Here is a 12,621-nt window from a genome sequence, read left to right on the forward strand (position 1 = left end):
GTCTTACACGCCGATGGCGGTCTTGTTGTAGGACTCGCGGTCGATGTCGAGCAGTTCCACACTCAACTGCACCTCGACCCCGGCCGGCCATTCGCACAGATCCTGCAACACCGCCAACAGGCTCTGCGAAAGCTGCTTCTTGATCTCCGGAGAACGCCCGCTGAGCAGCGCCAGCCTCACCGCGACAAAGGCGCGCTCGTTCATGGCGGTGCCGACCTTGAAGGTTTCAACCTTGAGTGCACGGCTCTTGATATCGAACTCCGCCGCGAACTGACCGGAACCCACCAGCGTGTTGTTGAGCCGGATCAACGCCACGTCGGCGTTCAGTTGCGGCAGGTTGGCGGTGTATTCCAGGTGCAGGTGTGGCATCTCGGTGCTCCAGTGGTTCGGCGGAAAGGTCGTACATATAACACAGCAACGCCTGACTCACGCCAGCGACGACATCACCGGGCGCTCGCTCATGAATTGCTCCAGCCGCGAACGCAGCCAGCGCTCGGCCGGGTCGCTGTCAACGTGGCTGAGCCAGACCATCGACAGGTCGAGGGTCGGGGTCTTGAACGGAAACGGCTCCTTGAACAAGAACCCGGAAGCGGCCATGGCGTCGGCGGTGTAGTCCGGCAGGCTGGCGATCAGATCGGTGCCGGCCAGCAGCGCCGGCAACGAACTGTACTGCGGCACCGACAACACCACCTGACGGGTGCGACCGATGTCCGCCAGCCACTCATCGGCGTAGCCACTGACATTGGCGGTGTGGGAAACCAGCACGTGGGGACGTGCGCAATATTCATCGAGGGTCAGCGGCGTGTCGGACTTGTCGGCGCGCAGGATGCTCGGCTGGATGTGCCGCAGCAATTTGCGTTTGGCGTTGGCCGGCAGGCCGCGAGTCTGGCTGATGCCGACTGTGATATCGCCGGCGGCCAGCAGGTCGGGAATCCGCCAGTAATCGACGTGCTGCACCACAAACACCACGCTCGGCGCTTCCTGGCGCAAGGCGCGCAACAGCGGTGGCAGCAGACCGAATTCGACGTCATCCGACAGACCGATGCGAAAGGTCATGGTGCTGACGGCAGGATCGAAATCCCGGGTCAGGCTCAGCGCCACCGACAGCGAGTCGAGCGCGGGTTTCAGGTGGCGATAAATGTCTTCGGCGCGGGCGGTCGGCTCCATGCGATGGCCGACGCGGATGAACAATGGATCGTTGAGCATGGTGCGCAGTCGGTTGAGCGCCGAGCTGATGGTCGGCTGGCCGAGAAACAGCTTCTCGGCGGCCCGCGTCACGTTGCGTTCGAGCATCAAGGTCTCGAACACCACCATCAGGTTGATGTCGGCCTTGCGAAGTTCATTGCGGTTCATCCATTGCCCCCCGATCCCCAGATTGCGGGCAGTGTAGAAAGCCCCGGCCTTATCGTCTATGCGCCCATGGATCAGTTGACTGTCAGTGTCTTCAATCCCAGGGCCAGTTTGCGGGGGTCCTTGCTCATTCCCAACTCTTGAGGGCTGATGGCGTCGGCAAATTGCAGTTGCAACCGCAGCAGGCCCTCTTCCTTGATGCGCTGACGGATCACCGGGGTCAAGGTCAGTTCGAGTGTGTTGCCATCAGGCTTGTCCAGCGAGGTGTTCAATGTCTCGAGGCCATTGAGCTTGACCACAACGCCCTGCCGGGCATGGGAGGGTGTGAGGAAAGCGGTCGTTTCCAGACGCAGGGAGCGGGCCGACTCGGGAATCCGGAACACGAGTTCGGCGTCCGGGCCATTTGACCAGACACCCCATGGCTCTGGCACCGCCCAGCCACGCGCTAGAAATTCGTAGCCGGCAGCGCCGAAGCTGAACGGGGTCTTCTGACCGGACGGGATTTCAGGAATCAGTTGTTGCGGTGCCTGTTCAACAGACTTTTGCAGGCAGTTGCCACACTGTTTCCAGCCTGGCGCCAGCACCGTGAAGCCGTCGATACGGGTCAGCAGATCGGTTCGGGAATCAATGCTCGTCACCGCTCGCAGCAGTGCCTGATCACTGAGCAAGTACAGCGAATCGGCCTCGTATTTCCCTGAGTTCAACATGTCGGAGGTGCGTTCCTCTGCGCGACGCCACTGATCGCCGCTGATTCGCCCGAGGTAAATCGCATCCGTCGACAACCCATGACGTGCCGCAAAAGCGGAAACACTGAGCCATTCAGGAGAATAGTTTTGCGGGAGTATCCAGCGGACCTTCGGATAGTGCTCGGCCGCATTTTGCCAGAACGGATCAACAAAAGGCGTTGCCCATTGAGCTGCCGGCTCCGCCATCAGCTGCTTGCGTCCGACAGCCCATCCGCTACGCGTATCGGTCACCTGAACCACGAGCGCCAACGCCAGGAGGCAACCCGCCGTGCGTACCTTGTTGGCTCGAATCACCAGGAAGAGGATGAGCAGAACGGTCGCATAGTAAATCGGCCAGAACATCCGCCCTGACGCTCGAAAAACACTGGCGATCGCGGTGACTTTTTCCGGCAACGGGTAGGAAAAAGTCAACGACCCCAGTGCGATGTTGTTGGAAAGCGAGAACATCATCAGCCCGAACAATGCGACCAGCAAAAAACCATATCGACGCAACCGTATGCCCAGTGCGGTCTGCCCTTGCAGCCAGCCTGCCAGGCCGTAAATGGCCAGCAGCACAAGCCCCAGCCCCAAATAGCTGAAGCCATCCAGATCCCCTACACCGTTCGGCAGATCTTTCAGTACATACGACCAGCCATTTGCATTGAAAAGGGTAAGGAGATTGGCGCGGTACAAACCGAAACCGGCGGCTGCCGTATCCGATCCGCTCACGGAAAAGTAACCGGCTTGCCAGCAACAGAAACTGACCAGGGTAAACAACGCAACCAGCTCAATCGTCGCGCTGCGCAGTGTCAGTCTGCTTTTGAAGACGCGGGCAGCAAGATCCGCCAGCCAGATGAGCGCAACCATCGCCAGCAGATAGGCGTGAATCAGCGCCGTACATCCCAGCAAGGCGCCCCATGCCAGGCGTCGACGCTCATCCCCCGGGCGCAGCGCCAGGTACAGCGCCGCCAGAATCACGAAGTGCCCGGCCAGTGACAGATGCACCGGTATGCGCATGATCATCGGTGGCGCAAACAGAAACAGCGCCGCGCCCAATGCCCGCAAGGTCACGTGTGGCGTGATCAGCCCCAGCAGTTTCCAGGCGAACCACGACTGCAGCACGAAACAGCCGAGAAACCACAGACCGAAATACTGGAATGTCTCGGGCAGCAGTCCGGCGAAAGGCTTGAACAGCAAGGCCAGCAGCGGATTGGAGTCGGAAAAGATCAGGCCATTGCCCAGCTCGAGCCCATAAGTCGGGTTCAGGCCCAGCGGGAAGGTCCAGGGCGATTGCCTGAAGAACACCCACCCCAGGTAGTGCGTAGCAGGATCGCCCTGGCCCAGCCACGCAATGTTTTGCGGGTTGAGCGCTCGAGGGCCAACCACGATTAAAAAGGCCAGAACGCCGAGCATCAACGGCAACAGGGTGACAGCCAGGCGTTTTGCCGAATCCTTCATCGATACGTCCAGAAATTGTGCAATACAAAGGTGAATGCCGGGATTGTCAGCGCCACGGCAACGATTCCGGCGAGATAGTGCAACCCGGCCATCTGCGCCGCCCAGGCCACGAACATCGCCAACAGAAAGCCGCCCGCCGAAACCATCAGAAAACGCAGCAGGGTCTTGCCGTGCAACCGGGCGGAAAAACTCCAGGTGGTGTTGATCACATAGGACACCACCGTCGCCACGACAAAAGCCACACCGTTGGCCAACGGAGGTTGGGGGGTCACGTAGTTGATGAACAGCACCGCCACCAGCGCATGCAGGGCCGTGACAAAAAGTCCTGTCACGGCAAAACGCAAGCCGCGCTGGATCAGTGCGGACCGTTGCGTCGCCATCACGGCTTGCGCGCCAGCACGAACACACTCAGACCGCCCAAGCGGTTGATGCCCATCACCGGCAGCTCGAGACTGCACAGGGTTTTGAGCAGTGTATTGACCAGCGGATGATGTTTTTTCAGCTGCGAACGCGGTGCCGAACCCCGAGCGCCGCCGGGTATCAGGCGCGACGCCAGCGCAAGCGGGAAGACCACTCCGAAGTAATAGGCACCCCGCTCCACCGTCAATCCGGCGTTACCCGCCAGAGCCTCGAATTGTCCCAGGGTGTAGCGACGTTTGTGTTCGAGAAAATCATCGTGCCCGCTCCACATGAACTGGAACGCCGGCACGGTCATCAGAAAGCGGCTGCCGGACGGCACTTTGTCTACGTAGGATTTGAGCAGGCCGAGGTCGTCATCAACATGCTCCAGCACATCCATCAGCAACACCAGATCAGCGTCCACGCTGTCGATCGAGCGACGGTAATGCACCGGTTTGCCGGCGGTGGTGGCGCTCGAGTCGGCCGGGTAGCTGATGTCCACGCACCACGCTTCGCGCGCCGCCGTGTGGGTCAACAAATGATGGGAGAAAAATCCTGAACCGGCGCCGACGTCGAGAATTCGCTTGATCGGCGCTTCACCCAGCAAACGGCGGGTCGCGGCCGCTTTGGAGCAGTAGTACCAATGCTCGCCGATGCTGTCGCCGAGGATGTCGGTTTCCTTGAGGTCCATGCTTCAGTCCTTGGATTCGTAGATGCGGCGCACCAGGAAAACCGGCCGGCGCTTCGCTTCGATATAAGTGCGGCCCAGATACTCGCCGAGCACGCCGATGCCGATCAACTGCAAGCCGCCGAGAAACGTCACGGCAACCATCAGCGAGGCGTAGCCGGGCATGTCAACGCCATGGATCAGCGTGCGCACCACAATGAACATCGCAAAGGCGAACGACACCAGAGAGACCAACGCCCCCAGATACGTCCAGATCCGCAACGGTTCGGTGCTGAAACTGGTGATGCCTTCGAGGGCGAAATTCCACAGCCGCCAGCCATTGAACTTGCTCTGCCCCGCTGCCCGCTCCGGGCGTTCGTACTCGACCTGGGTGGTGCGAAAACCGACCCAGGCGAACAGGCCTTTCATGAAGCGCCGAGATTCGGGCAGCGTCAGCAGCGCGTCGACCACACAGCGATCCATCAGCCGGAAATCACCGACGTTTTCCGGCAATGACTGTTCGGCAATTTTGTTGTGCAGGCGATAGAACCAACTGGCGGAAGTCTGCTTGGCCCAGGAGTCGTTACGCCGGCTGATGCGGTGGCCGAGCACCACTTCAAAACCTTCGCGCCAGCGCTCGATCATTTGCAGAATGACCTCGGGCGGGTCCTGCAGATCGACATCGATCGGCACCACGATTTGCCCGGTGGCCGTCTGCAAACCGGCGGACAGTGCCGCTTCCTTGCCGAAATTTCGGCTCAGATCAACGATGCGGATACGCGAGTCGCTCTGCTGGCAATCCAGCAAGCGCTCCAGCGTCGTATCGGAACTGCCGTCATTGACGAACACCAGTTCCAGCTCGACCAGCGCCTCTTGCTCGAAAACCTGACGAATGCGCAGGAGAAAGCCGTCGAGGCTCTCCTCTTCATTGAATACGGGCACTACCAGCGACAACGTCACCGGGCCCGCGTGTTGCGTTCCATGCGGATGAGTCAATGGACTGCTCTTTCTTATAGTGTTTGTCGGTCGTCGAACGGTATTCGACGCCATGAGCCGCCCCGTATTAAGCAGCAGCCCGGAATGTCATGCAAGGGTGAAACGAGGGCGTTCCGGCCAATCCGGAGGACGATTCCTGCGCTCTGGCCCGTGCCTTTCAGAAACATTCACGAACGATTGGAAACAAATCCCCGATAGCCAAAAATCCGCGCTCCGCTAGGCTTGCGTCGAGGCGTCACACAGGTTGTCGCACATAAATCGCATGGAGCGAACTGAATGTATTTCGAGATTTACAGGCAATCCAAAGGCACCCCGAGCACCGGCAAGGGCCAATGGCGCTGGAGATTGAGGGCGGGGAATCATGAGACGGTCGCCAGTGGCGAATCGTATGTGAACAAGGCGGATTGTCTGCATGTGATCGAGTTGATCAAGGGTGTGCAGGGAGAGACCCCGATCAAGGAGATCTGAGGACTGCCCAAAACGCCGGGCTGCCAGTGCTGGCAGCTCCGGCGACTTCTGATGTTGCTTCAGAACCTTTCGGGAATGTGCCGGAACGGATAATCCGACTCCTTGTAACCCCCCGGTTTCTGCCGCTTGGGTAATGTCACCTTTTCTCGCGGCACCTCTTTGTAGGGGATGCGACTGAGCAGGTCGGAGATGATATTGAGCCGCGCCCGACGCTTGTCGTTCGAATTGGCCACAAGCCACGGTGCGTAATCGGTGTCGGTCGCTTCGATCATGTCGTCCCGTGCCCGGGAGTAGTCATACCAGCGACTGTAGGACTTGAGGTCCATCGGCGACAGCTTCCAGATCTTGCGCCCGTCGACAATGCGCGCTTCCAGGCGCCGGGTCTGTTCTTCCTGGCTGACATTCAGCCAGTACTTGAGCAGGATCACCCCCGAACCGACAACGGCGCGCTCCACCAGTGGCACGGTCTTGAGGAACTTGTCGACCTGTTTGTCCGTGCAAAAACCCATCACCCGCTCGACACCGGCGCGGTTGTACCAGCTGCGATCGAAGATCACCACTTCGCCGGCCGCCGGCAAATGGGGCAGATAGCGCTGCATGTACATCTGGCTTTTCTCGCGATCGGTCGGGGCCGGTAACGCGATGACGCGAAACACCCGCGGGCTGACCCGCTCGGTCAGCGCCTTGATGGTGCCACCCTTGCCCGCACCGTCACGGCCTTCGAAGATGATGCAGATCTTGATGCCTTCGGCCTTCACCCATTCCTGCATTTTCACCAGTTCGATATGCAAACGGCGCAGTTCGGCGAGGTAGTCCTTGTTTGACAGTTTTGTATGTTCGTCAGGTTTTTCTCGGGGCGAGTCTTTCTTCTTTCCCTTTGCCATGACCAGACCTCTCGGGTTGGAACGACAGCCAGGCTCGTTGGCACTGCATGACCTGGAACCGGAAAGTTTAGTCATTTATCGCAAAACGCAAGCAAACGGGCGGTAACGCTCCGGCAACGTGTTTATTGCGAAAAAACCTGTGCAGTTTTTGACGGAACGCCAATCGCCAACCATTCTCCATCACGGCGCAGCGTCCGATATCGGCCGTTGATGCCTCGCTTGTTGCAAACCTGCCATCTGGATGTGGGGAAGAGGTCATGCACAGTTCGCTCTTGCGTGCCGCGTCGCTCATGCTCGCCTTGAGCGCTGCACCGCTCTGGTTGCAGGCCGCCGAGGCGCCTGCGGCGCCGGCGGCTGCCACCGCTCCGGCCAAAGATGCCGTGTTTACCACGGAGCAGCTCGACCAGATGCTCGCGTCGATTGCCCTGTATCCCGACCCACTGCTCGCACAAGTGCTGATGGCCGCCACCTATCCGGGAGAAGTCGCCGAAGCCGCGACCTGGTCCAAGGCTCATCCGGACGCCAAGGGCGATGACGCGGTCAAGCAAGTGTCCAGCCAGACGTGGGATCCCAGCGTGCAGGCCTTGGTGGCGTTCCCGCAGGTTTTGGCGACACTGGGGCAGGATCCGGTCTGGGTACAACGGCTGGGGGATGCCTTTCTGGCCCAGCCCGACGAACTCATGGCCGGCGTTCAGCGTTTGCGGCGTCAGGCCCAGGCGGCGGGCAACCTGCAGAGCAATCAATATCAGAATGTGACAGTGCAAAACGTAACGCCGCCCATCTCTGCCGGGACAACCAAGCCGGCCGACAACACGACCATCATCATTCAGCCCGCCGATCCGCAGGTGGTCTACGTCCCGACCTATAATCCGACCACCACTTACGGCACCTGGCCTTATCCGGCCTCGCCGCCGGTGTATTACCCGCCGCCACCCGCTTATTACCCGGGTCAGGCACTGGTGGCCGGACTGGCTTTCGGCACGGGCGTGGCGGTCGTCGCGTCGTTATGGGGTAATTGCGACTGGGGCCATAACGACATCGACATCGATGTGAACCGTTACAACAACATCAACGCCAACAACCGGATCACCAACAACCAGAACAAGTGGCAGCACAACACCGTGCATCGCGATGGCGTGCCCTATCGTGACAACCGCAGCCGCGCGCAATATGGCCGGCAACTGGACGGCGCGGCTCAGCGTGACGCCTATCGCGGGGACAACGCGCAGCGCGCGCAAGCTCGGGAACGGGCGCGCAGTTCGATGGACAGGGCCGGTTTCGAACGCCCCGCCACCAGCAATCGGGAAGCCCGCAATCAAGTCCGCGAAGCGCAATCCGCCAATGCCGGCAATCGCATGCAAGGCGGTGCGGACAGGCCCAGAGCCGCCGACCGCGCTCAAGGCAACACCCGGGAGGCGCGGCAGCCAGGCGCCAATCAACGTGACAACCGTGCGTCCCAAGCCCGACCCGCCGCGGGCAGCGCGCGAAACAACGCTTTCGCCGGCGCGCGCTCCCCGTCTCAGACCCGCGTCCAGGCTGATCGCGGCCGGGCCAGCCAGATTTCCGCGCAACGTCCCAACACCTCACGCGCCGCCGGACATCAGATCAGCCGGCCATCCGGCGGGGGCATGCGTCAGAGAGGAGGTGGCCGCCGATGAACATTCATTCTCTGGTCAAAAGCTGCCTGACCCTCGCGGCCGGCCTCGCATTTTCGAGCCTCACCTTGGCCCAGCAAGTATTTCCAACCCCGGAAAAAGCCGCTGACGCCTTCGTCGAAGCCCTCGGTACGCAACACGCCGACCAAAAACGCCTGACCGAACTGCTGGGCGAGGAATGGCACAGCTTCATTCCCCGTGAAGGCGTGCAGCGCAGCGATGTCGATGCCTTCCTGCAGCAATACCGCGAACAGCACACCCTCGAAAAGACCGGCGACAGCAAGGCCGTACTCTCCGTCGGGCCCGATCACTGGACGCTGCCCATCCCCCTCATCAAAGACAAAACCGGTTGGCGCTTCGACATGAAAGCCGCCCAGGTCGAAATCCGTGCCCGTCGCATCGGCCGCAACGAACTGGCGGCCGTGCAATCGGCGCTGGCCTACCACGACGCCCAAATGGACTACGCCTCGGAAGACCGCGACGGCGACGGCGCCCTCGAATACGCACAGAAAATTTTCAGCTCCCCCGGCAAACACGACGGCCTCTATTGGCCAGAAGACGACACCAACCAAATCAGCCCCCTCGGCCCCGCCTTCGGCCAGGCGATCAACGATGAAGACTGGCACGGCTACCACTTCCGCATCCTCGACGCCCAAGGCCCGTCTGCACCTGGCGGCGCCTACAGCTATCTGATTGGAGACAAGATGAGTCGCGGGTTCGCCTTGATCGCCTGGCCTGCGAAGTATGACGACACCGGGGTGATGAGCTTCATGATCAGCCATGAAGGGCAGGTGTTTCAGAAGGATCTTGGGCCGGATGGGGAGAAAGTGGCGAAGGCGATGACGCGGTTTGATCCGGATGATAGTTGGGAGGTGGTGGATTTGGGGCAGAAGTAGTTGGGGTAACGAAATCCGCCGAATCAGAAACGAAAAAGCCCCGTGGCTTTTCAGCTACGGGGCTTTCTCTGTACTTGCACTATGCAATGTTGATTTAGGGCTTAGCTAAAAATTCCTCAAGAAATGCATGCGCTTTAGTTAGCACATGCGCTACGGGCGTAATCACACCGTGGCAGCGCACCATCAAAATTTTTCCATATTGAACAAGAGGATCGCCTGCCCTCGCCGTCCCTGCCGTAGCAGGTATCGACATCTCGAACAATGGAACATCCGTCATCACAGTCTTATCAGTGAAGTCATCATCAGTAAGGTGTTTGAACGAATTTGCTATTTCCCTGCAAACCCCAAACTCAGGGCACTTTTGTTTCAGGCCTACTTGAAACCGAGCTTTTCCTTTAGCTTTTGAGGTCGCTGGTGCCGCTTGCATCAATGTATCCCGTTGCTTCTGGGTGCCGAGATGCCATATCCATTCACACGCGTGAAAAGCAGTAACTGCTGCATTGATGGCCAAGTAGCTGGAGATATCGACAGCTCTCGCATCTCGCGAGAATTGGGAATTCTGAAGCTGCTCGATCTCCCATTCAAGCTTTCCTAAGACATGCCGGATGGTTTTAATCTGAAATGTTCTGACCGCTTCTGGAGGAGGGGTCTGCTGACTCGCGGTCGCCATAATCAGAATCCTTATCTACCTTACTGATCTCTGCCAAGCGGGGTTACAACGAACTCATCAAATCCCATAAGCCCGATTGACGTCGGAAGCCCTTTTATCGGTCCGATCACTATCGTATCTATTCCGTTCTCGCGCTTGAAGCTGTAGATATCCTGACCAATCCATTTGGTAGTCTCTGGTAGCATCTGTCCATTCTGCTTCGCCACCCATTTCGCCCTGTACTTACCATATAGCGACGGTGAGTAATTCACCGTGAGCGCACCCTCGACTTTATTTTTCAGCTCGTCGGAGGAACACTCCGTCGTCGGGTTGAAAAAACCTCGATTCTGGCAGGACATTCGAAACAGGATGGGGGCGAACTTCTTAGCATCAACTTCTACGCGAACGAAGTACGCAGCACTCAATTCGAAGTGGTATTCGCTTTTGGGAGTACCTGGACTGTAAAGGAGCGAGCAGCAGCTCTCCGGATACCTCATCGACTCGGCTCCTTGAGCTAGAAGCTGTCTATACGTTAGGGCTTCGGCTGAGCGAATCACACCTGCGCTTCCCTCTCCGGATGAAGACGCCTGACTGACAGTAGCAGCAAAAAATATCAACACCGGGGCGATAGCAAATACAGTAAGCCGCATCATCAGATCCTTTGAATGATTGTAAGGTAATCGCGTATTACGTCAGCAAATCTATTGAACACTAGCGCTGATTGTATTAGGACAAATCTAAGAAACGAAAAAGCCCCTGAAATGTTCAACCATTTCAGGGGCTTTGTCTTGTTCAATAATGGCGGAGAGATAGGGATTCGAACCCTAGGTACCGGTGAAGGTACAACGGATTTCGAATCCGTCCCATTCGGCCACTCTGGCATCTCTCCAACGGCGCGCATCATAACAACACTTTTACCGAAAGCAAACCCTCTTTCGAAAATTTCTCCGTGCTATCAGATGCTTGCGTCGATTAAAGCGGTACGCCCAGACGGTTGGCGACTTCTTCGTAGGCTTCAATAACGTCACCGAGGCCCTGACGGAAGCGGTCCTTGTCCATCTTCTTCTTGGTGTCCTTGTCCCACAGACGGCAGCCGTCCGGGCTGAACTCGTCGCCCAGGACGATGGAGCCGTCGCTGAACACGCCGAATTCAAGCTTGAAGTCCACCAGCAAGAGGCCGGCGTCGTCGAACAGTTTGCTCAGGACTTCGTTGACCTTGAGCGACAGTTCTTTCATGCGCGCCAGTTGCTCGGCGGTGCCCCAGCCGAACGCCACGACGTGGGATTCGTTGATGAACGGGTCGCCCTTGGCGTCGTCCTTCAGGAACAGTTCGAAGGTGTACGGGTTGAGCTTCATGCCCTCCTCGACGCCCAGACGCTTGACCAGGCTGCCGGCGGCGTAGTTACGCACGACGCACTCGACCGGAATCATGTCGAGTTTTTTCACCAGCACTTCGTTGTCGGCCAGCAGTTTGTCGAACTGAGTCGGAATGCCGGCCGCTTCGAGTTTCTGCATGATGAAGGCATTGAACTTGTTGTTCACCATGCCTTTGCGGTCGAGCTGCTCGATGCGCTTGCCGTCGAACGCCGAAGTGTCGTTGCGAAACAGCAGGATCAAGCGGTCAGCGTCGTCGGTCTTGTAAACCGATTTGGCTTTGCCGCGGTAGAGTTCTTCACGTTTTTCCATGATGGGCTCCGCTTGCTAAGTAGATGGGCTAGGCGATGTGGCGCCAGTCGAGCCCTGAATCTTGATCGGCCAGTTGCAGCCAGTCCGGGTCGCACCCGAGGGTGTCGACAAAACATTGCCGGGCCAGCTGCGGCAGGTTGTTCTTGCTGCTCAGATGGGCCAGGACCAGGTGTTGCAGGCCTTGCCAGCCCAACTCGGCCACCAGGAATGCCGCCTGATGGTTATTCAAATGTCCCAGCTCGCCGCCCACCCGCTGCTTGAGAAAGTACGGGTAATGACCACGGGCCAGCATGTCACGACAATGGTTGGACTCGATCATCAACGCATCGAGGTCCCGATAGCCGTCCAGCACCCGCTCGCAGTAAGAGCCCAGGTCAGTCAGCAGGCCGAAGCGCCGCTCACCGTCACTGAACACGTACTGGGTCGGTTCCTGCGCATCATGGGCCACGGCAATGACCCCGATGTTCAGAGCACCGATCTGCAGTTGCTCGCCACCGGTCACGAAACCGGCAGGTTCAATCGGTTTGCGCATCCCGCGCAGTGTGCCGCGACTGAGGTAGACAGGCAGATTGTAGCGCCGAGACAGCAAACCCACGCCATGCACGTGGTCGGCATGTTCGTGGGTTACGAGTATCGCGCTCAGTTGCGCCGGGTTCACACCCAGGCGCAACAGGCGTTTTTCGGTTTCCCGCAGGGAAAAACCACAATCCACCAGCACATACGTATCAGCACTGGCGATCAGCGTGCCGTTCCCTTGGCTACCGCTGCCGAGAACGGCAAAACGCATT

At 58.9% G+C, this 12,621-nt stretch carries 14 protein-coding genes and 1 tRNA gene; 3 read left to right on the plus strand and 12 right to left on the minus strand.

All coding sequences use genetic code 11. From position 1 onward, the window contains the following. Nucleotides 1-3: 3 nt before the first annotated feature. From AC1RT4_RS11610 to AC1RT4_RS11635, 6 genes are all read right to left on the minus strand, one after another. The gene (locus AC1RT4_RS11610) at nt 4-369 is read right to left on the minus strand and encodes a 5-carboxymethyl-2-hydroxymuconate Delta-isomerase (RefSeq protein WP_085605582.1); all 366 of its coding nucleotides are present in this window, start codon (nt 367-369) and stop codon (nt 4-6) included. A 57-nt stretch (nt 370-426) separates the two neighbouring features. Beyond that, nucleotides 427-1,353 (minus strand): LysR substrate-binding domain-containing protein, encoded by a 927-nt coding sequence (locus AC1RT4_RS11615; RefSeq protein WP_045121852.1) that lies wholly within the window; start codon nt 1,351-1,353, stop codon nt 427-429. A gap of 71 nt (nt 1,354-1,424) precedes the next feature. Continuing rightward, nucleotides 1,425-3,533 carry a DUF6311 domain-containing protein gene (locus AC1RT4_RS11620; RefSeq protein ID WP_493085427.1) on the minus strand — a complete coding sequence of 703 codons (2,109 nt, stop codon included), beginning with the start codon at nt 3,531-3,533 and terminating at the stop codon, nt 1,425-1,427. Then, nucleotides 3,530-3,913: a GtrA family protein gene (locus AC1RT4_RS11625; protein WP_493085428.1), complete on the minus strand. Its 384-nt coding sequence runs from the start codon at nt 3,911-3,913 to the stop codon at nt 3,530-3,532. The genes AC1RT4_RS11620 and AC1RT4_RS11625 overlap by 4 nt, the downstream gene beginning before the upstream one ends. Then, nucleotides 3,913-4,623 (minus strand): class I SAM-dependent methyltransferase, encoded by a 711-nt coding sequence (locus AC1RT4_RS11630; RefSeq protein WP_493085429.1) that lies wholly within the window; start codon nt 4,621-4,623, stop codon nt 3,913-3,915. Before AC1RT4_RS11630 ends, AC1RT4_RS11625 begins: the two co-directional genes overlap by 1 nt. Nucleotides 4,624-4,626: 3 nt before the next feature. Beyond that, nucleotides 4,627-5,595 carry a glycosyltransferase family 2 protein gene (locus AC1RT4_RS11635; protein ID WP_493085430.1) on the minus strand — a complete coding sequence of 323 codons (969 nt, stop codon included), beginning with the start codon at nt 5,593-5,595 and terminating at the stop codon, nt 4,627-4,629. 276 nt (nt 5,596-5,871) lie between these two features. On the opposite strand from AC1RT4_RS11635, the gene AC1RT4_RS11640 reads away from it, so the two are divergent. Further along, a complete protein-coding gene (locus AC1RT4_RS11640; RefSeq protein ID WP_493085431.1) occupies nt 5,872-6,063 on the plus strand; it encodes a YegP family protein in 192 nt (63 codons plus the stop codon). Between the two features lie 59 nt (nt 6,064-6,122). Here AC1RT4_RS11640 and ppk2 read toward each other — a convergent pair whose 3' ends face one another. Then, nucleotides 6,123-6,947, minus strand: coding sequence for a polyphosphate kinase 2 (gene ppk2, locus AC1RT4_RS11645; RefSeq protein ID WP_039772662.1), 825 nt, complete (start codon nt 6,945-6,947; stop codon nt 6,123-6,125). 257 nt (nt 6,948-7,204) lie between these two features. Here ppk2 and AC1RT4_RS11650 point away from each other — a divergent pair, with 257 nt between their 5' ends. Together AC1RT4_RS11650 and AC1RT4_RS11655 are read left to right on the plus strand one after the other, a co-directional pair. Continuing rightward, complete coding sequence (locus tag AC1RT4_RS11650; RefSeq protein WP_493085432.1) at nt 7,205-8,605, plus strand: DUF3300 domain-containing protein; 1,401 nt, start codon at nt 7,205-7,207, stop codon at nt 8,603-8,605. Further along, nucleotides 8,602-9,498: a DUF2950 domain-containing protein gene (locus tag AC1RT4_RS11655; protein WP_493085433.1), complete on the plus strand. Its 897-nt coding sequence runs from the start codon at nt 8,602-8,604 to the stop codon at nt 9,496-9,498. The genes AC1RT4_RS11650 and AC1RT4_RS11655 overlap by 4 nt, the downstream gene beginning before the upstream one ends. Nucleotides 9,499-9,592: 94 nt before the next feature. On the opposite strand, the gene AC1RT4_RS11660 is transcribed toward AC1RT4_RS11655, so the two are convergent. The 5 genes from AC1RT4_RS11660 to AC1RT4_RS11680 all read right to left on the minus strand — a co-directional run bounded on the left by AC1RT4_RS11660 (nt 9,593) and on the right by AC1RT4_RS11680 (nt 12,620). Next, a complete protein-coding gene (locus tag AC1RT4_RS11660; protein WP_221535247.1) occupies nt 9,593-10,168 on the minus strand; it encodes a hypothetical protein in 576 nt (191 codons plus the stop codon). Between the two features lie 20 nt (nt 10,169-10,188). Continuing rightward, nucleotides 10,189-10,797, minus strand: coding sequence for a hypothetical protein (locus AC1RT4_RS11665; RefSeq protein ID WP_493085434.1), 609 nt, complete (start codon nt 10,795-10,797; stop codon nt 10,189-10,191). A gap of 149 nt (nt 10,798-10,946) precedes the next feature. Next, nucleotides 10,947-11,036 (minus strand) — tRNA-Ser (locus AC1RT4_RS11670). 83 nt (nt 11,037-11,119) lie between these two features. Continuing rightward, on the minus strand, nt 11,120-11,833 hold the full coding sequence (gene purC, locus AC1RT4_RS11675; protein ID WP_007958019.1) for a phosphoribosylaminoimidazolesuccinocarboxamide synthase: 714 nt from the start codon (nt 11,831-11,833) through the stop codon (nt 11,120-11,122). 28 nt (nt 11,834-11,861) lie between these two features. Beyond that, nucleotides 11,862-12,620, minus strand: a complete 759-nt coding sequence (locus AC1RT4_RS11680; RefSeq protein ID WP_007958017.1) for an MBL fold metallo-hydrolase — start codon at nt 12,618-12,620, stop codon at nt 11,862-11,864. Nucleotide 12,621 lies beyond the last annotated feature (1 nt).

This window comes from Pseudomonas sp. GW821-FHT11D10, from assembly GCF_058808435.1.